The organism is Mucilaginibacter sp. (assembly GCF_028288225.1).
Classification (GTDB): domain Bacteria; phylum Bacteroidota; class Bacteroidia; order Sphingobacteriales; family Sphingobacteriaceae; genus Mucilaginibacter.
Genome location: NZ_JAQBOC010000049.1, coordinates 116,860 through 138,227 on the forward strand (window position 1 = coordinate 116,860; position 21,368 = coordinate 138,227).

At 40.5% G+C, this 21,368-nt stretch carries 12 protein-coding genes; 3 read left to right on the forward strand and 9 right to left on the reverse strand.

What is annotated here, in order from left to right; translation table 11 throughout:
* The first annotated feature begins 9 nt into the window (after positions 1-9).
* Positions 10-1,410 carry an undecaprenyl-phosphate glucose phosphotransferase gene (locus JWQ54_RS15235; protein WP_299586245.1) on the forward strand — a complete coding sequence of 467 codons (1,401 nt, stop codon included), beginning with the start codon at positions 10-12 and terminating at the stop codon, positions 1,408-1,410.
* Here JWQ54_RS15235 and JWQ54_RS15240 read toward each other — a convergent pair.
* The gene (locus JWQ54_RS15240; protein WP_299586248.1) at positions 1,407-1,892 is read right to left on the reverse strand and encodes a nucleoside deaminase; all 486 of its coding nucleotides are present in this window, start codon (positions 1,890-1,892) and stop codon (positions 1,407-1,409) included. The two genes, JWQ54_RS15235 and JWQ54_RS15240, sit on opposite strands and share 4 nt — an antisense overlap.
* A gap of 104 nt (positions 1,893-1,996) precedes the next feature.
* Complete coding sequence (locus tag JWQ54_RS15245) at positions 1,997-2,590, reverse strand: OmpH family outer membrane protein (protein WP_299586250.1); 594 nt, start codon at positions 2,588-2,590, stop codon at positions 1,997-1,999.
* Between the two features lie 514 nt (positions 2,591-3,104).
* Here JWQ54_RS15245 and gyrB point away from each other — a divergent pair.
* Positions 3,105-5,063, forward strand: a complete 1,959-nt coding sequence (gene gyrB / locus JWQ54_RS15250; RefSeq protein WP_299586253.1) for a DNA topoisomerase (ATP-hydrolyzing) subunit B — start codon at positions 3,105-3,107, stop codon at positions 5,061-5,063.
* 283 nt (positions 5,064-5,346) lie between these two features.
* Entirely contained in the window at positions 5,347-5,730 is a 384-nt protein-coding gene (locus tag JWQ54_RS15255) for an endonuclease domain-containing protein (RefSeq protein ID WP_299586256.1), read from the forward strand.
* Positions 5,731-5,768: 38 nt separating this feature from the next.
* Here the strand turns inward: JWQ54_RS15255 and JWQ54_RS15260 are convergent, their stop codons facing one another.
* The 7 genes from JWQ54_RS15260 to JWQ54_RS15290 form a co-directional block, all read right to left on the reverse strand.
* A complete protein-coding gene (locus JWQ54_RS15260; RefSeq protein ID WP_299586259.1) occupies positions 5,769-6,248 on the reverse strand; it encodes an aspartyl protease family protein in 480 nt (159 codons plus the stop codon).
* A complete protein-coding gene (locus JWQ54_RS15265; RefSeq protein WP_299586262.1) occupies positions 6,241-8,886 on the reverse strand; it encodes a PAS domain S-box protein in 2,646 nt (881 codons plus the stop codon). Before JWQ54_RS15265 ends, JWQ54_RS15260 begins: the two co-directional genes overlap by 8 nt.
* A gap of 253 nt (positions 8,887-9,139) precedes the next feature.
* A complete protein-coding gene (locus JWQ54_RS15270; protein WP_299586265.1) occupies positions 9,140-11,431 on the reverse strand; it encodes a BamA/TamA family outer membrane protein in 2,292 nt (763 codons plus the stop codon).
* A 3-nt stretch (positions 11,432-11,434) separates the two neighbouring features.
* Positions 11,435-16,576 (reverse strand): translocation/assembly module TamB domain-containing protein, encoded by a 5,142-nt coding sequence (locus tag JWQ54_RS15275; RefSeq protein WP_299586268.1) that lies wholly within the window; start codon positions 16,574-16,576, stop codon positions 11,435-11,437.
* Between the two features lie 107 nt (positions 16,577-16,683).
* The gene (locus tag JWQ54_RS15280) at positions 16,684-17,955 is read right to left on the reverse strand and encodes a DUF5103 domain-containing protein (protein ID WP_299586271.1); all 1,272 of its coding nucleotides are present in this window, start codon (positions 17,953-17,955) and stop codon (positions 16,684-16,686) included.
* Positions 17,956-18,158: 203 nt separating this feature from the next.
* Positions 18,159-20,081, reverse strand: a complete 1,923-nt coding sequence (locus JWQ54_RS15285; RefSeq protein WP_299586273.1) for an ABC-F family ATP-binding cassette domain-containing protein — start codon at positions 20,079-20,081, stop codon at positions 18,159-18,161.
* A gap of 174 nt (positions 20,082-20,255) precedes the next feature.
* Complete coding sequence (locus JWQ54_RS15290; protein ID WP_299586276.1) at positions 20,256-21,011, reverse strand: SGNH/GDSL hydrolase family protein; 756 nt, start codon at positions 21,009-21,011, stop codon at positions 20,256-20,258.
* Positions 21,012-21,368 lie beyond the last annotated feature (357 nt).

The following is a 21,368-nucleotide window of genomic DNA, read 5'->3' on the forward strand; positions in this document are numbered from 1 at the left end:
AAAATTTGAATGATAAACAGACATACCACTTTTTTTAAAGCATTAAATCTTACAATTGACTACCTGGTATTAAACTTAAGTTTGATAGCTACCTACTATATTGAAAACAAGGCAAGCATCTTCTCGGCAGGAAATAGAAAATACCTGCCAATCGTCCTGATCTTTAACCTGATATGGCTGATGTCGGCCAATATATCCGGCCTTTATTTAAAAGTATTGAATAAAGATTCGATTTTAACTTTTCGTAATGTATTCCGCACCTATTTTCTTTTTGTAAGCTTTATCTGTTTTACCATACTTATATTAATTGGCTCGGAGGCTTATTTTATAACCAGGCAATATTTGTTTTATTCGCTAGCGATTTTTGGGTTTTTACTGGGGTTTTGGAAGGTGATTTTTCTTTTGATAAGAAAGAGCGAGCGAGCTTCACTAATGGACACTAGGAAGGCAGTAATTGTTGGCGCCGGAAGAACCGGGCAAGACCTGCATCAGTACTTGTTGAAAAACTGGGATACGGGGTATAGGATAGTCGGCTTTTTTGACGATGACCCGGCTAAAATTATTGAAAAGGACTTGTATTTAGGGGATACGAAACATTGTATTGTGTATGCCAAACAACATAAAATAACCGAAATATTTTGCACACTGCCGGCTTCGGATACTGAAAGAATTGAAAAATTAATGCTTGATGCAGATAAAAATATGATCCGTTTTAAATCTGTTCCGGAGTATTATGATTATCAAAAACCTACCTATATACAAAGTTTTGGACATATCCCCATAGTATCGGCAAGGGCCGAGCCGCTGGAGAATTTACTTAACAGGGTTATAAAACGGTGCTTTGATATAGTGTTTTCTTTATTCATTATCATTTTTGTTTTTAGCTGGCTCTTTCCAATACTGGCCCTTTTTATAAAATTAGGATCAAAGGGCCCGGTATTTTTTGTTCAAATAAGGTCAGGGCACAATAACAATCCTTTTAAGTGTTATAAGTTCAGGAGCATGTACGTTAATAGCGATGCGGATAAAACGCAGGCTACCCGTAATGACATCCGTGTAACCAAATTAGGCGCATTTATGCGAAGAACCAGTTTGGATGAGCTGCCGCAGTTTTTTAATGTTTTGATAGGTAACATGTCGGTAGTTGGCCCCAGGCCTCACATGATAAACCATACGGAAGAGTATTCGGCTTTGATAGATGTGTTTATGGTGCGGCATTTTTTAAAGCCTGGTATTACAGGCTGGGCCCAGATAAAGGGTTTCAGGGGTGAAACTAAAACTGTTGAAGCTATGAACCAGCGCGTTGAAGCAGACCTGTGGTACCTGGAAAACTGGTCGTTTTTACTCGACCTTAAAATTGTTTTCTTAACTGTAAGAGATTCTTTAGCAGGTAATGAAAACGCTTTTTAATAGCCTTTAATATTATTAAACCCTGTTGCTTGCCATTCCTTAAAGGCAGGCAAAGCCTCCTCACGCAATAGTTGAACAAACGGCAGCTTGCGGTCTTCCATTTTACATTCTATCTCATTATAAATAAAATGATCATCGAAACCAATATCAGCAGCATCGGCTTTGGTGTTGGCATAATATATTTTATCTATCCGGGCCCAATAAATAGCGCCAAGGCACATTGGGCAAGGCTCGCAGCTGGTATAAATTTCGCAACCTGATAAGTTGTAGGTGCCCAATTGTTTACAAGCCAGCCTTATTGCCGAAACTTCTGCATGGGCTGTAGGGTCATTTTCAGGGATCACCATATTGGCACTGCTTGCTATAACTATTCCGTCTTTAACAATTACAGCACCAAACGGCCCGCCAAGGCCTTGTTTAATGTTATATTCAGACAGTTCAATGGCCATCCGCATAAATTTTTCATGTAACTGATTTTCCATCTACCCAAAATTAAAAAACCTCAGCCATAAGCCGAGGTTTTTCTTTAATTATTCAAAGCGATAAGCATTTGCACACCCGCACATTTGCATATCCGCACATCATATTATTTTTTTTCCTTCGCGTATGCGTCATTCAGTTTTTTCAGGAAATCAGCGGTAACATCAAGGCTTTTATCAGCAAATAATAAATTGGTGTTACCATTGGTAAAGGTGAAAACCATTTTATAACCATTGTCTTTAGCATATTCCTTGCTGAAATTGTAAACTTTTTCGTAAAGCTTTTGAGTTTCGCCGGCCTGGTCATTTTGGAACTGGGCACTTGCATTTTGCTCATAAGTTTGCAGCTCCTGACCTTTACGCTGTAACTGCTGCTCTTTTGTAGCACGCTGATCGGCGCTTAAAGTACTTGCGTCCTTTTGATATTCAGCAACTTCTCTTTGAAAAGCCTGTTTACGGCCGCCTACGTCACTTTGAGCACTCTTGCCTTTATCTTCCAAACGCTTGCGCATGTCTTTAGCGTAATCATATTTAAGCGATAATGTATCCTGGTTTATATAAACAATCTCTGGTTTATCGCTGGTGGCAGTCTGAGAAGCTGCGGTTTTATCGGCGGTTTTGTTTTGATTACATGCCGTTATGCTTCCGGCAAGTAACACACCTAAAGTGATTTTTGTAAAAATTGAAGCCGTGATTTTCATTTGTTTTAATTGGTTTTTGTTGCGCATTTACGCAAGAAATTTTTATCGTTTTAATTTATGTAAATTTTGACAAAGATAAACTTTCAGGGCAAGTATCCTAATTTAATGTGCAGATGTGCGGATATGCAAATGTGCGGATGAAAAAGATATGCGGATGTGCAGATGTGCGGATGAAAAAGATGTGCGGATGTGCAAATGTGCGGATGTGCGAATGAAAAAAATATGAGGATATGCAAACATGCGATTAGAAAAAGCGGATATGCAGGCTTTAAGTTTTTCACTGTCTTTTAACCTGTCTTGAACACCACACTGTAAAGTATCCGCACATTTGCATATCTTCACATTCGCACATCGATCCTCATTCGTACATTTCCATAGCTACACATTCGCATATCAATTCCTCATCCGCACATTTGCATATCCGCACATCAATTCCACATCTGTTTTACTTATCAACAATAGCGGTAATGTGGGGTAATTTTCGTACTTTTGAAGGTTATTGTTTTAACCATATATGAGCGAAGAAAATCAAGACAAATCAAATTATTCAGCAGATAATATACAGGTTTTAGAAGGTTTAGAGGCGGTGCGAAAACGCCCATCCATGTACATCGGTGATACAGGCGTAAAAGGCCTTCACCATTTAGTATATGAAGTTGTTGACAACTCGATAGACGAGGCGCTGGCCGGTCATTGCGACACTATCAATGTTGTAATTCAAAAAGATAATTCAATTTTAGTTTCGGATAACGGCCGCGGTATTCCAACCGGGATCACCACTAAAGAAAAGCGTTCTGCATTAGAGATCGTAATGACGGTTTTGCATGCAGGCGGTAAATTTGATAAGGATACTTATAAGGTATCCGGCGGTTTGCATGGTGTGGGTGTTAGTTGCGTTAATGCATTATCAACCCATTTAACTGCTTTGATTTACAGGGAAGGAAAGGTCTGGACGCAGGAATATGAAAAAGGTAAACCAATGTACGATGTTAAAACCATTGGCGATACCGATAAAAGGGGCACAACCATAATTTTTAAACCCGATCCGGAAATCTTTAGTCTTACTACGGAGTATAAATACGATACCCTGGCTGCCCGTTTACGTGAGCTGGCTTACCTTAATAAAGGGATTCGCCTGTCATTAACTGATGAGCGTTATCCTGAAGAAGATGGCAGTTTTCTTACAGAGGAGTTTTACTCGACAGGTGGATTAAGCGAATTTGTTAAATACCTTGACGGAACCCGTGCAGCTATTATTCCGGAGCCAATTTATGTTGACGGTATAAAGAATGGCATCCCGGTTGAGCTGGCTTTGCAGTACAACGATACTTATTCGGAAAACGTGCACTCGTACGTGAACAATATAAATACCATTGAGGGTGGTACCCACGTTGCGGGTTTCCGCCGCGGATTAACCCGTACTTTAAAGGCTTATGCTGATAAAGAAGGTTTATTAAAAAACATGAAAGTTGAAATTACCGGTGATGACTTCCGTGAAGGGATGACCGCAGTAATTTCAGTTAAAGTTCAGGAGCCGCAGTTTGAAGGGCAAACTAAAACCAAGTTGGGTAATAACGAGGTGATGGGTGCTGTCGATATTGCAGTAGGAGAGATATTGGGCAATTACCTGGAAGAGCACCCCCGTGAAGCCAGGATGATTGTTAACAAGGTGATACTTGCAGCTACTGCCCGTGCCGCTGCCCGCAAAGCCCGCGAAATGGTGCAGCGCAAAAGCGTAATGAGCGGCTCGGGATTACCGGGTAAGCTATCTGATTGCGCTAATAGTGATCCTGCATTGTGCGAGCTTTATCTTGTGGAAGGTGACTCGGCGGGTGGCACCGCCAAACAGGGCCGTAACCGCGAGTTCCAGGCTATTTTACCTTTAAGGGGTAAGATCCTGAACGTGGAAAAAGCAATGGAGCACAAGATCTATGAAAACGAGGAAATAAAAAATATGTTTACCGGCCTCGGCGTTAGCATTGGCACACCTGAAGATGCAAAGGCTTTAAACATAACTAAGTTGCGTTATCACAAAATTGTGATAATGACGGATGCTGACGTGGATGGATCGCACATTACTACCCTGATATTGACCTTCTTCTTCCGTTACATGAAGGAGCTGATTGAGTATGGTTATGTGTATGTAGCCTCTCCGCCTTTGTACCAGGTTAAAAAGGGAAAAGAATTTGAATATTGCTGGACCGAAGAACAACGCGATGCAGCTGTACAACGTTTAAAAGGTGCCGGAAAAGAAGATAGCGTACATATACAACGTTACAAAGGTTTGGGCGAAATGAACGCCGAGCAGCTGTGGGAAACTACCATGGACCCTGCAAGACGTACTTTAAAACGCGCAAGCATTGAAAACGCTGCTGAGTGCGATCATACCTTCTCCATGTTGATGGGTGATGAAGTAGCTCCGCGCCGCGAGTTTATTGAGAAAAACGCGAAATACGCAAGAATAGATACATAGGAGAATCTTCCTTAACAGACTTACGAAGTTTAACTCGGAATTTTGGATTTTTTAGAGTCCTCGTTGAGGGCTTCGCCGTTTTAAAACTTTGTAAGTCTTTGAATGCCTCGTAATTATAGCGGGGCTTTTTTATTTCATTGCCTTTTTAAGCCCGATAAATTATTATCTGCGTGAGCGAAGTTGTTCCCCTCTTGAGAGGGGCTAGGGGTGTGTTGATGAACTATAAAGGAAGACATCTTGATTTATTAGGAAATCTTTTTTATTTTAGGTCACCTAAAAACTTATGCGCCGCAACATTATCCCTTATAATTCAAACCTGAAAGAGCTTGCTAGAAAACTTAGAAATGATAGCACACTTGGCGAGGTTTTACTATGGAACGAATTAAAGAATAAGCAGATGTATGGTTACGATTTCCATCGTCAAAAGCCATTGTTGAATTATATAGTGGATTTATATTGTTATGAGTTAAATTTAGTAATTGAGATTGACGGCCATTATCATAATTATGAAGAGCAATATGAAGCTGATCTTGTAAGGGATGAAGAACTTGAAAAATATGATCTGATTATTTTACGTTTTACCGAACAGGAAGCGAGAAAAGATATGGTTAATGTTTTGAGAGCTATAGAACAGCATGTTTTGGAATATGGTTCAAACCACTCTTAAGATGAAAATTTTGACGATGCTTGTTGCATAACACACCCCTAACCCCTCTCAAGAGGGGAACTGTTTTTCCTTAAGAAAAGTTTCCCCTTCCCATAGTCAATCACTGCTTTATATTTCATCAATATATCTCCTCCTAAAACACCCAGAACTTCGGGATGGCCCAACTGGCCGTAGGCATTGTTAATGGTAGAAAGATCAAGTACGGCAACTTCAAATTCATTGATCAATAGCTTGCCAATATACATATCAGTAATTATAGCCGTTGATGACTCCATATTATTGGTGCCAAGGCCGGTTGAAAGCCTGTCGCTTATGGTTACTATCGCGTTCTGATACGCCATGAGCAGCATGCTTTTATCAAAGGCTGTTTTTGAAGCACCGGTATCTAAAACAACGGTAAATGGTTTCCCAAAAACTTTGATGTTAAGCAGCGGGTGAAAACCGTCTTGATGCAGGTCGATAATTTGTAACGGAACGGTGAATCTTTTACTTGCGATGGGCTTTTTATTCTCAATCATGATCTGATGCATCCTCTGCCATTTCAATAATAATAGTGTCCATCCGGTTCAGCTCATTCTGAATATGGTTAAACACTTCGGAGTCTGACAGATCATCTTTGAGCATTGCTACCAGTCCTTTTAAGTTAGCTAATGGGCTTCTTATCAGGTGTGATTGTTTCCAGGCCATATCTTTTATGCTGTTGATATGATTCTGGATCCTTTCATAAGCGCTTTTTAAATCCTGTTCAGCATTTTTCCTTTCGGTTATATCATACAACGCCATTAGCATACCTATTATTTCTTTGTTGTCATTAGTTATAGGGAACAATCTTTCATAATACCACACTACAGATCCATCCTCTTGCGGGTAATCAACTTCATAATTAACGTTGTTTCCTTTAAGTACGTCTTTTGCGAAATTATTAATTGCCGGAAATTTATCTTTTGGAAAATAATCTGTCAGTTTATCGCCTTTTTTCGGAACATGGCCACGTTTATCTTTAACAAATTCAACAGCCTTTTGGTTAAATGCCAGCACCTTAAGATTTTTGTCAAACAAGGCATATGCAGTATCTGTTGTTTTTAATATTGCCTGGAAATTTGCCTCTGATTTTTGGAGCGACTCCTCTGCATTAAGCTTTTCTGTAATATCATTTGTAAGCGAAAGTCTCACAGACCTGCCCTCAAATATAATATCATGAGCAATTATCTGTACAAACATTAGCGATCCATCTTTCTTAATATGCCTGATGATACCCATGTCTGTTGAACTATTGACCACTTTCCTGTAACGGTCCAGTTGCTGTTCAAGATCCTCGGCAGGCCTTAATTCTCTAACACTCATGTGCAAAAGCTCATCTTTTGTATAGCCGTAAAGGTTGGCAGCGGCTTCATTAACAGCAATTATAGACAGGTCATCTTTCGCTATCATCCACAGTGGCAATGGATTGCTGTCAAAAAGTAGCTTGTATTTTTGTTCAGATGATCTTAATTCCTCTTCGGCTTTTTTTCGTTCGGTGATATCTATCATTGAACCTATAATTGAGGGCTCGCCTTCAATTATAGCCCTGCTTCCATAAAATTCGACCCAGTTATTGGTGCCATCCTTTTTAGCACCCATTGTTTCGTAATACACACTTTCTACTTCACCTGTCATACGAAGCCTTACATATTCATTAGCAACGGCGCGGTAGCTTTCATGATAAATAGCTTCAATTTTAAAAGTATTGATCATTTCATTAGCCTCGTAACCGAAAATTTCGGCAAACCTCGGGTTTACATAAACAAAGTAGCCATTTCGCACTATGTAAATACCTACCATTGATTTTTCTGCAATAGTCCTGAATTTTACTTCGGCCTCCCTAAGCTCCGATTCCATCTTTTTACGATCTGTAATATCACGGGCGATGACCATTATGTGGTCAGAAAATTTTTTTACATTTACTTCTACAGTAAATACATTTCCGTTTTTATTTTTAAATCTTCTTTCACGAATTATTGACACCTTTATACTATCCATTTTTTTGGGCAAAGGGTCAATCTTTAGCTCATTGGGATCAATAATAGATTCAATATTTAACAGCAGCAACTCTTCGCGGCTGTAACCCATCATTTTACACATGCTGGCGTTTACGTCGGTAAAATTTCCATTAAAATCCAAAATATAAATTGCATCAGATGCCTGTTCAATAAGTGAGCGGTACTTCTCTTCGCTTTTCTGATATTGGGCCGATCGTTCTTCTACTATTTTCTCCAGGCCGGCATTCATTAGTTTTACCTTCTCTTCAGCTTCTGTTCGTAGCGTATCTATCTTATTTAGCCAGTTGGCCGTGTTCCATATCAGCAACAGGCTAATTATTAAAAAACCAACAGCAAGCAATGATACTGCGGTTTCAAACGACATCAACGGGAATTGCTGACCTTGAATTTGCATCCTGAAAGCTCCCACAAGAATCACCATCACTATCATTAAAGCATAAAGCCTTTTGGCCATTTGGTTGCCTATCTGCTTACCTGTAAATAATCGTATAATACCAATTGAAGGATTTAAAAGAGATGCAGCCAATGATAAAATAAAAAAAAGAATGGCTGTATGTACCGCCATAGTGGTTACATAAAAAAGCGTATTGAACAGAGCCGACCCATATAAATAACCTATTAACGCAATTGCAGAAAGAATTATAACTATTTGAAATAAACATTGCGACAGTATGGAGAACCAGGGTCTTTTGGTGCTAAGGGCTAAAAAACCAAAGCCAAGGAGAGAGAAGCTTACAGAAGAATTAAACGCCATGCGGCCAGCATACCGGAAATTGCCTGATGCAGGCGTTTTATCCGCTATAAAAAACTGGTCGATACCGGCGTTAAAATGAAATAGGTCCTGCGATAAGGTGATTAAGCCAATAAGTGTTCCCAGCAGCGATAAAATAAAAAACAGGCTGGCGTTATATTTTTGAGCTTTAAATTGAGTAAGCAATAAAGCAAAACCAAATAAAACAAAACATAAAGCCGGGTTAAACTTCATGGGTATAAAGCCGGATATTATACTTTGAAGGGCGGGAATATTGAAAAGCCAGCCAGTCATTACTGTAATACCAGTAATTATGGTAAGCCAGCCTATTACTATAATTGCTATATCTTTTTGGGGCTTATACATTTAAGGTGACAGGTTTTGGCATAAAATAATAGTATAAAGGCATTAGCATATAAGTATAGCGGCAATCAAAGTTATTGCTGCTACTAAAGTTAAAATTAAAAGTGTATTAATTAGGATTTACCTGTAAATTATAGACAAAATTATAGAGAATTATGCCGTAGACAGAAGAGAATGGCAATAAAAATAATTTTTTTGATGATAATGGCTGTTGTTTTCTATGCAAACAGGCAAATCAGTTATTCATTAATTAAAATTAAAACGGATACCCAATTGCCAGGTTAAAGATCATATTGCTGCCATGCCATTTAGCATCGGTAAAATCAATTCCGTTAATTACTTTACGCAGGTTGGGCGGTAAATTGGGCTCAATTAACGGGAAGCCAAAATCGGTACGCAAAACAAGCACAGTAAGATTAAAACGCAGGCCAAAACCGGCATCAACGGCCATTTGATTGATGAAATTTGTGCCAAATGCAGCAGCCGGCTGAAGTTTATTAGGCCGTAACAGCCATATATTACCTGCATCCACAAATAACGCGCCCTCAACAATGCTGAATAATTTAGGACGATATTCTGCATTAGCCTCTATCTTTATATCACCCGATTCGTCCGCCGTGAAACTATTTGATGTAAGGGCCTGAGGCAGATTATAAGCTCCCGGACCTATTGACCGTGCCTGGAAACCGCGCAGGCTGTTCGGACCGCCTATAAAGAATTGCTGGCTATATGGTAAAACAGTTGAATTGCCATATGGTAAACCAACACCCACCAGCAAACGCGTTGCTATTTTACTGTTAGGGCCTAATTTATGAAAAAATCTTATTTCATTCTCCAACTTTACATATTGGTTAAATGGGGTTCCAAACAGCTTGCTTACTTTTCCGTTTAAAGTGTCGGCGCCGGTTAATAAACCATATATATTACCTGATAAGCTTACTTTACCATTGTAATAATAGGTATTGGTCCTGTAATCTTCTGTTGTATTGGTATAGGTATAACCATAAGACGGGCCGAAAGTAAACTGATTGTTAATTACGTGGGCCAGGGCAGGATTGCGGGTGTTGGCAATACTATCCCGATACTTTTGGGTAATGCTTGCGGCATCCACATAGGTGATATTTATTAAATTTAAATCGTGCTGTTTATGAAGGCTTGGTTTCCACGAATAACCGAACGAAGTATTAAACGAATTAAGGGTATAAAGTTTTGTGCGGTTAATTAATGTATAGCCGGCAGTTAAAATAGTATGAGGGATAAAAGCATTATCCGTATTAAAATTAAACGGACCTATAAACCGGGGCCATGAAATGCTGGGCTGAATACCCACCTGGTAAACATTATAACCATTACTGTTCCCGCCAAATTGCAGGTCACTGCTTCCAAATAAGGTAACGGTAAATAATTCTGCTCCTTTAAAGGTATTGCGGTTTTTAAAATTGAGGTTTACCTGCGTGCCATTATAGTTTGCCGATGTTTGGCGTGCCAGCACATCAACCGACAACGATTTTCTTTTGTATTGCGTTAACTGGTAATAAATATCAAGGAAAGCAGAATCGGGCGTCACATCTTCGAATCTGTTTTTTACAAAGCTAAATGGCCCAAGGTTTATCATTCTGTTAAGGGAGTTATTATGCTCCGTACGGTTATAAACCTCGCCCGGCTGTAATAGTACTGCATTTTTAAACACAAAAGGGCGTACGGTTTTTTTAGGGTCGATAACATTATACCAGCGGTATTTTACGGCAGAGTCTAATTTTAAAGCCGTATCACGTAATCTATAATTCGGATACAAGTAAATGTTCCTGATCTTGTAGATCCACCTTGCTTCATCTGGCGTTGCATCTTTAACTTTCACAAACATATCAACCTGGTGATTGGCAACGGTACTATCATATCGCATTATCAGGTCTTCAGGAGCGAAGTAAAAAAAGCCTTCTTCCTTTAAACGGGCATCAATTCTTATGCGCTCGTTTTTAATTATGTCAAGGTTATACTTGTCACCCGGTTTCAAAAAAGTTTGTTTTGATGTTCCGGCAACTGCAGTATCAAGGTCATCATTATCAGTAGGGAATTTTATTGACCGGTAATGGTATGACGGACCTGCATGTACCGTGTAAACCGCTTTTGCTGTTTTCTTTTTAACTATGGTATCGCCATTTACCTGGGCTAAAAAATAGCTTACATTTTGCAGGCGGTTTTGCAATATGCTGCTATTTTTAACAAGGTCAACACTGCTGGCTAAAACAGGTGGCTCGCCAAGGTGGGTATTAAGATAATGTCTTAAGCCTCTTCTTTTATTTGTCCGGGTTTTATTATAGATCCATAGTTTAACCCTTAAACCCAGGATACTGCCGTTGGGTTGCGGCCTTAACAAACCTTCCAGGTCCTCTTTTAAAGCACCGGCATCGCTTTTCTTAATATCCTTATCATCAATTTTTATTTCGCCGCCGGTATACAATTTCTGGTTCGGAGCCAGGTATTTTGTATTGCTGCAGGCGCTTACAAAAAGGGCTAAAAAAACATATAGATATCTAAGCTTGGCCATAGTTTAATTTGCTGTTGGTTTGTTTTGTATGGGCTGTACCGGTGCGGCTGTCGAATCGGTTTTTTTATCAGCTGCCTTTTGCTCTTTCTTTATTTCCTTTTGTTTTTGGTTATATTCTTTTTGCAGTTCCCTGTCGCGTTTTGATCTCCGGGCGAACAATTCCATGAAACGGTTATAATCATACGTTAAAGTAAAGCCAACCCCTGTTTCAATAACCTGTCCCTCAACCACAATAAACTCATCGCGGCGGTAAACTCTCATCATGTAGCGGCCATCCTTGGTTATTTTATAATTTACCGATACGTTGCCGGCAATATCAGTTGATTTTTGCCCCGGTTGGTTTTGCCCTTCCAAATTAAAGTTGTTGCCAACAGTTACCGTTAAACGGTCATTAAGGAATTGCTTGGACAAACCCACATTCAGATCCGTGCGGTTTTGTTGCGTTCCGCTGGAGTAATCCTCGCCCGATGTAAGATCGAAGCTCAGTTGTACACCGCCTATAAGGTTACCTGCAAGCTTGTTGAGCTGGTCAGAAAGTAAACTGCTTACACTGTTGCGGATAGCCCCGCCAACGCCTGCATTGCCGCCCAGGCTTTGGAAGGGATTATCGCCAATAAAATGGCCCAATACCAATACGCCCAATACCTGCTTATTTAATTCATTAGGGTCCTGCCTTATTTGAGATAGCCGCGCATTCACAGTTGAAACAACTTCGGGCGATACTGTATAATTGCTGTCAGGTAATATAATATCAAAGCTGATGTCGGGCTTCAATAGCTCATTTTTTAAGTTCAGGTTAACATTAAATGGCAGCTTTTGCTTGTACATGGTAGCGTTCTGATCGCCGCCAAGCTGCTGGCTTACCAAATCAATAGGAGGAACATTGGCAACATAGATAGCTGTAAGATCAATATTGGCGCTGGTCGGGTCGCCGGTCCAGGTAATGGTGCTGCCAGGCTTAAAATTGAACTTACGTTTAACGGTGGCATAAGCTAAATTATACGATCCCTGGTTTACGGTGTAAGTACCTGTAAGGTTTATCTTTCCGCTTGGGTCAATACCGCCGTTTAAATTGGCTTCGCCTTTCAGTTCAACTATATCACCATTACGCTCATCAACCACTATGGTAAATTTGGCGTTTTTATTTACGGTGATGTTTGCCGTAGCATCAAGCCCGGTGATGTCTGATTTTCGGAGCGAATCCAGTTGTTTAGCTAAAAATATCGAATCGAGCTTAGGTGCATTGGGGTTTATCACTTCAACAACGCCTTGTCTATCCTCCATACCCGGATCATTTTGCGGCAATACAATGGTAAGATCGGTTTTATCGTTAACGGTAAGGTTTGCATCAACAACGGGCTTAGCCATATTACCACGAATCCGGATGCGGGTATCAATAAACAGCTTGCCGTAATATAATTTATTATTTTCTTGTGTAGAGTTAATAGCCCTGAAATTGGTAGCATTAATATCAAGGCCAAATTTAAAATCAGTAAACGTTTTGGTATAAAGCGTACCTGTTACTATTGCTTTATTGCCCAATGAATCAACAAGAGTAAAATCATTAAAAAGAATGCCATCATTGTTAAATGTTATGCTCTCTTTAGGCATGGTAAAGTAGGAGTTTAACATCGACACATTAAAGCCCACCTTATTAAAATTTACATCGCCCCTTACAACAGGCGCGACCGGAGTGCCCGTTATTTTCAGCTGCCCGCTAATATCCCCGCTGGCACGCTTTATGCTTCCAAAGCTAAAGCCTTCAATGCTTTTCATTTTCAGGCTGATGATATTCAGGTTCAGGTCAAACTTGCTTTCGGGTGCGGTATAGTACAATCCGTTTAAATTAACCTGGTTGCCTTTTCCGGTAATGGTAACATCGGCAGCATAGGCGTTTGCAGTTTGGTTGTTTACTTTAAGTGCTATATTACCTACCGTATCGGTTTTAAAATTAAAATCCTTAATATTTAATGCCGCTGTAAATACCGTCGATTTTTGGAAATTGCTGATATGTGCATCACCATCAATAACACCGCCAACCTGTAACGAGTCTTGGTGGGCTGCGGTTGTAAGGGTCTCTATTTTAAAGTTTTTAAAGCTTACAGTAATTGGGGCGTTATACGCTTGGGTATCGCTGTTAATGCTTAATACCTGGTTGCTGTTTGTAATGGCAAAATCACGCGCAATTATGCCTTTACCGCCAAATTGAAGCGCATTGTTTGCATTAACAGCCCAGGGTGTATAATTCAGGATCAAACCATCCTGTAAAAAACTAAACTGGTACTCGTTTTGTAAAACGTTGAATACCCCTGCCATCCGGTAACGTTCTTTTTTTGCAGCGTCCCTTATTTGAAGATTAACATTAAGCTTATTGTTTTGTGCACTGCCGGTTATGCTGGTGTACAACAGATCAATGCTTGATGATGCTTTTATCTCATCAACGGTGAGGTTATAATTGAGGGCATTGTTTTGAGTATTAACAGCCAGCTTCATGTTATTTATAATAGTGGTGCCATAAATAACTTTAGGCGCTGTTCCGTTAATAGTGAGATCTCCCGCCTGGCTATCAAAATGACCGGTGATGTTTACCGGGTCTAATCTTTTTAAACCAGGCACAAGTTTCTCGGCCAACGGCGTTTTAACCATCCGGATATCAAACTTAAATTGCTGCGGCGAGTACTTTGGTTTGGCCGTGCCCGGCGCCTGGCCCAATTGGGTATTATAATATTTGTTGATCACATCCTGCATTGCCGGGGCAACTTCGGTAAGCTTATATTTACCTGCCATGTGGGTATTTAGCATCGGTGCTTTTAACCTAAGCGTACTGCTATCGGCATTGGCTGTTGAAACCAGGCTGATGGTATCCATCTTTATCACCTGGTCTTTTTGAGCTATTAATAAATCGGTCACCCGGATATTTGCATTCAAATAATCCGGATTGGCAGTTGGAACATCGGCAATAATTTTACCATGAATGCGCATGTCATCTTTGGTAAAGTTCAGATTTTTGAGGTTGATGCTGTCAAGCTGTAAAGTTGCCGCTACCGATGGATATTTTTTGTTCATGCTTGCCTTGCCATCAAGTGTAAAGTTGATGTTTGGGTCTTTCATGATGGCTTTGGCAGTATAATTACCATCATGCGCAGTGCCTGTCATTACCAGGTTTTGGTAAGTGTAGCCTTTAACATAAGCCTTAACCATATTGCCGCTAAATTGCAGGCTGGCTTTTTTAGGATCCAGGCTTACACCTTTTACATTGGCCGTAAGGGTAATGCTGCCAACTGTTTGCGGTTGTTTGGTTAAAGCCCCCACATTAAGGTTATTGGCTTTTATGTCAGCTGTATATATTTCATGACCTTTATGATTACCGTTTTTCATGCCTGCAACCAAATCAACAGCGCCGTAGGTTGACCGCAGGTTCATTTTGGTATTGAAATTATACATGCTGCCTTTAAAAGTGCCTTTCAGGTCTAAATTGGCAGGGATGCTTACCGAGGCGGGGATCATTGAAGGCGATACCAGTTTTGATATATCTGTCCTGCTGGTGGTGAGGTCATCAATGGTAACATCAAAATAAGACTTATTTATATTCGGTAAACCCTTCATACTTGCCGATGCTTTGATATGGGTATTGCTTAAACCCTTTACCTCAAAATCAGGGATACTGAGGTTATTCACTTTGCCAATTACCCTGCCGTCAATCCTGAAAACAGTATTTGGCGAATGTTTAAAGGGTTCCATACTTGCCATGGCTGGCATCAGCAATAACACATCTTTTAAGCTCAGCTTGCTGCCATCTAAATTGGCATTAATGTGTAGTTGTCCCAGGTCTTTTGTAATTGATTCAATAGATGGATAGCTAACTTGTAATTGTTTTTGCAGCACGGTTTGCGGTGTTTCAACCAGCAGATCATTCAGGTATGCACTTTTTGGCCCGTATAAAAATAAGGTATGGAATTTTTGGATGATGAGCCCGCTTTTTTCAGCAAATGTAAACGAGTTAACCTTGCCTGATATGGTATCCGGACTATAGGATATATTCTCTGCATTGGCATTCAGGCTTTTGATGTCCATGTGTGCAAAATCAAGCCCCTTGGTTAATGGCTTTTGTGCATTGTTATCAAACTTAATGTTATCATTAGTGAAGGTAACCTTGTTCAGTTTTGCCCGCCATCGTTTTCCGCTTGTTGGGGTTGCTACAAGCGTATCTAATTTTTTAACAGCTTTTACTACCGCCTTTTTAACTGTTTCGGGTTTTGCAAACGTTATGCCTGCATTTGTATTATCAAGCTGGATGGTTTTTATATTTACGACCTGATTTTTTAGATCAATCTTATCCATCTCCACCAAAAACTTTCCCAGGTTAACTTTGCTGCTCATTTCTTTGCTGCGGTAATCAACCTTTACTTTTGATACGTCAATGGTGCCCAGGTCAAGCGTCATGTTGATAGGGGTGGTGGTAGTATCAACCGGGATTACTTTCTTGCCGTCTGACGTTATAGGAGATTGTATTATGCGTGCATCAAGATCCGAAAGGTTGATCTTTGGGATGGTGAATTTCATCTTATCCATATCAAAATCCTTAATGCGGGTATCAAAATGACCTAAAATGAATTTTACATCATTACCGCTGACCTTATCTTTATAAGAAACATTGATCTTGTCAAGGATGATCTTATCGATAGAAAATTTCATTGTAGATGCCGTATCCGTCGGTTTTACCTTCTTTTTCTGCTCACCTGCAAACGCTTTGGTAATATAATCGAAGTTGAAAGCGCTATCGGCACCCCGGCTGATGTTGGTAGTAATGCCCTGCAGGTTAATTTCGTTTATCTCAACTTTATTATTCAACAGCTTGAAAAGGCTGATATCAACTTTAAGCTTTTCGCCGGCAATAAGGGTGTCTTTGTGCTGATCCTCAAAATAAACATCCTCCAGCACAATAAGCTTTGGCAAGCCGAGGCTGATATGCCCTATTTTTACCGGGGTATGAATCTTACCGTGAATAAAAGAAACCGCTTTGTTTTTAACGAAGTTTTGAACGGCAGGAACCTGGATCAAAATTACTATAAGGAGCACCAGGAAAACTACACTTGCAATTATCCAGAGTATGGTTTTAAGGGCTATTCGTCCAAATCGTTCCAATTGTAAAAGTTTTTCAAATGTTAGCTGCTTTGTTTTTAAATATAATCAAATAACTAAGCTAAAAGTTTTGAAAAACAAGCTAAATTTTACAGAAACGATGTACTTGTTTACTTCTTTAGGGAATTTAAAAGCTTGTAACCCACCAACTCTTCCCAGCGGGCGCCTGAAGGGCGGTAGTAAACCAGCAGCTGGTAATCATTTTCGGTTTCAAAATAGCTGCCTTCCAAAGCGTTAAGATCTGGCTTTCCGGCCTTATCAACCCAAACGTAGGTGTAATCATAAACGCCCTGCTTTAAAAACAAGCTGTTAAAATACTTATTTCCTGCTGCGTCAAAGGTCATTTTGCTGTGTTCATCAAGCTTATAATCATTAAAACTTCCAACAATATATGCACTGCCTAAGTTTGGCTGCCTTTTAGTTGTAAGACTGAAGATCATGTGTGCATAGTCGGCATCAATACGCGGATCGGTACCATCCTGGTTAAGGATGTAGTAGTTGCCGTCAAGGTCATATTCCAGCGTGTAATTAGGTTTATTCCTGTCAGGATCAGTCAGCATCATTACAGTATTGGCAGTATCCCGGTAGATATGTAAAATGTTTTGGGAGTTTAGCTTTAGCGTACGGGTATCAAAATGCCTGAACTCGTTACCTGCCTGGAAATCATTGATATTGATATCGCTGTAGATGAGCTGCGTGCCACGGATATATGTGGGCTGCGTATTTATTATTCCAGTTTCGCTGCGGTTATTCTGCATTACCAGTGTACGCACATCCCGGTTTGGGTTTTGTACCCGCAGGGTTCCATAGTCAAGCGTAAAGTTTACTTTTTGATTGGTTTGCCTTGTGGCATTATCGCTGGAGGGGACTACCTCTGCAGATATATTGATCTTCGGACTAACCACATACAGTTTGCGGGTTAATACCGGTTTGGTAGGGTCACTATCCTCATAAACCTTCAAAATATAATTGCCCGGTATTTTTGGGGCGATATTTTCATTGGGCAGCTTGAGCTCATAATGGGTATATTTTTGTACCGTAGCAATGGAGTAGCTATAGTTCAGGATCCGGTCGTCGGTATAGTTTTTTAGGTATTCGGCGGTCGATATGTTTGATGAGTTCCAGTCGGCATCGCAATGCTCAATGGTGTAATGGTAATTAAGCGTACCTCCCTGCAGGTTATCAAAACCTAAAGTCACCGTTTCGCCGGCGTTTAAGGCGATCAAAGGGAACGAAGCCTTTTTTGCCGAATTGTAAAACTCAACACTTTTTATTTCGTGGCGATAAACGCTATCGGTGTAGGGTTGGGCGAAAGTGGTTACAGAGGATAGTAAGATCAGGATAAGGACAATGCTTTTAAACCATTTGTGTTTCTTACTCATAATGTTTATTAATATTATGTCATTGCGATCCGCTAGTTAGCGGAGGGCAACCGCACGCCGTGCACAACCGTTAGTGCAAATTCTACACCTCTCTGTTCGTTCTGTATAGCATGCGATTGCTTCATTCCTCGTAACGACAAGCTTTTATAACATCGAAATTAAAAATAAATCCGACATCGAACATCCGAATTCCGAAATATAAACTACGCTTCCAATTCCATTATCTGTTCAGCCAGGGCTTCCCATTGTAATTGTATATGGCCTAGCTCCATTTTCCTTTTATCGTAATTAGCGTTGATCTCTTTTATCTTAGCTACATCATTATATAGCTTTTCATCGGCTAACTGTGCTTCCAGTTGTTTTATAGTCACTTCAAGTAAAGAGATCTGCTCTTCCATTTTACCGAGGTCCTGGTTTAGCTTTTTCAGCTGCTGATGTTTATTTTCAGAATGTTGTTTTACCGGCGCAACTTCCTTCTTCTCTTCCTTTTTTGGCTGAGGTGCCGGGATAGCTGCCTTTGGTTCAAGCTTGCGTTTAGCAAACCATACATCAAATTCTGCATAGGTACCCGGATATTGTTTTATCTGCTGATCTTCAATAAACCAGATCTTATTGGCTATGTTATCAAGGAAATACCTGTCGTGCGATACTACAATGAATGTACCTTCAAACTGCTGCAGTGCCTGGATCAATATATTTACCGATGCAATGTCAAGGTGGTTGGTAGGCTCATCCAGTACTAAAAAGTTAGCATCCGCAGTTAAGGCTTTAGCCAAAGCAACGCGTGATTTTTCACCTCCTGATAATACTTTTATCTTTTTAAATACATCATCACCGGTGAATAGGAACGATCCTAATATGGTACGCAGTTCAGTTTCGGTATGTTTTGGTGCGAAGGATTGCAGCTCCTGTAAGGCGGTATTCTCCAAATGCAGTGCTTCCAGCTGGTGCTGTGCAAAAAACGTTTGTGAAACATTATGACCGGTTTCTGCCTTGCCTGTAAAATCATGATCAGCCCCGGCAATTATCCGCAGCAGGGTTGATTTACCTTTACCATTGGCCCCAATCAAAGCAATTTTATCGCCTTTTTCAATTACTGCCTCGGCGCCGTTTAAAATATCAATAGCGGGATATTTTTTAACAACATCTTCCAGCGTAACCACGTGGCGGCCTGATTGCTTTGAAAAGCGGAAGCTGAAATTTACCGATGGGTTATCATCATCCACATCATCAACGCGCTCCATCTTATCAAGCATTTTGATGCGCGACTGTGCCATTTTTGCTTTTGATGCCTTGGCACGGAAACGCTCGATCAAGCGCTCTTCCTGCTTTATTTTTGATTGCTGGTTTTTGAACTCACCGCGCTGAATTTCTTCGCGTTGTGCTTTTTCTTCCAGGTAAAAAGTATAGTTGCCCGAGTAAACGGTAAGCTTGCCCTTGCGCGATTCAACCGTGCGGTTAATTACCTTATCCAAAAACCACCTATCGTGCGATACAATAACTATAGCTCCATCAAATGCTTTCAAATAGTCTTCCAGCCATACAATTGAGGGTAAGTCAAGGTGGTTGGTAGGCTCATCCAGTAAAAGGATATCTGGCGCCTGTAACAGGATCTTGGCCAGCATCACGCGCATGCGCCATCCGCCCGAAAATGTGCTTAGCTTGCGGTGGGTATCAGCTTCGCTAAAACCTAAACCGGCTAAAATTTCGTGGGCTTTGTATTCAATATTATAACCATCCAATGCTTCAAACTCATGCTGTTTGTCGCTTAGTTTGTGCAGCAAGTCTTCGCTGTAGTCGGTTTCAAGCTTTTGAAGTATATTTTCAATTTCATCATGCAACTGGTTTTGGCGTTCAAACGCCTCCATTGCCACATGCAGTATGTTTTTATCAGACGAGTAGGATAAAAGATCCTGGTTAAGATAACCTAAAGTAAGGTCCTTAGCCATTGAAATGGTACCTGAAGTAGGTTTATAGTCGCCTACAATAATTTTCAGAAGGGTAGTTTTGCCGGTTCCATTGGCGCCAATAAGGCCAATTTTTTCTCCCGGTTTTATATGACAGTTAGCTTCATCATATAAGGCGCGCGCACCAATCTCGAACGTAAGGTTATTTATAGCTATCATTTGCGCGCAAAGATAAGGATTAGAGGTCAGAGATCAGAGGTCAGAGGCTAGGTTTTTTGTCTGAAAGCCGTAAAAGTTCGATGGGAAAAGTAATTATTATGCATTTAACTAAATCCTGAACCTCCAGTCCGCCTTACTTTTCAAAACTAATCTCTGGTCTCTAACCTCTGATCACTAAGCAACAACTTCCATCCACGTCTTCGCCATCAGCGCTTCGCCAGCAATGCTTGGGTGTACGCCATCTAAGGTCCAGTAGGTGCCGGGTGCAAGCTCGAGGGCTTTATCAAAGGCAGACTGGTAGGGTACAAAAGCTGCATTGTATTCATTGGCAATGTCTTTAGCGGCTTTGCGGAACAGGTCAAACGTTGGATACCACTTGTCGTCAACTGCTTTAACTCCTTTTACGGCAAATGGCTCACAGATCACCAGCTTTACATTTGGCAGCGCTTTTTTAGTACGATCAAGCAGGGTATGGTAGTCGGTAATATAGGTTTCTATAGTGCCGGTATAGCCGTTTGTTAAAGTGTGCCAAAAATCATTTACACCAATGTGGATGCTCACTACATTGGGTTTCAGGTTTAGGGCATCCGTATCCCAGCGCTCAGCCAGTTGATAAACCTTATTGCCGCTGATGCCTTTGTTATAGATCTGCAGGTTATTTTCCGGATACTTTATCAATAGCTGTCCTGAGGCCAACAGCACATAACCTGTTCCAAGGCTGCCAGTATCGTTCGGAATGGTTTTATTATGATCGCGGCCCCAGTCGGTAATGGAATCGCCCTGGAAAAGGATAATATCATTTTTATCAATGCTGATTTTTTTAATACCGCTTTCGGCAACTGCTGCAGAAACAATTTGCGGTAAAGATAATGCCATTGATGCAAGGGTACCAACAGAGGCAGTTTTTATAAAATTACGACGGGAGTTCATTGGTTAGTTCATAGTTGATGGTTCATAGTTCATAGCCTGAAGGCTATTTGTTAGTTATTGCTAAGATAGATAATCATTTAATATTCGCAGAAATATGTGCGATATGTTACATGGGAAGTCCGAAAATCGGGAAAGTCAGTAAAGTCCGAAAGTTTAGAGGAGGTTTGTTCCGCCTGTTCCACTTTGTTCCATCGGCCAATTTTTGTTCCAAATGTTTCCCGCGTGCACACCGTGTCTCGTCCTGATTAGGGTTGACAGAAAGGAATGTCAGATGAACTACGAAGAAATCAGGAAACAGGTAATTGAAGAATACTTTGCAGGTGGAGTAAGCTTGCGTACCTTAGCCAAACAGTATAA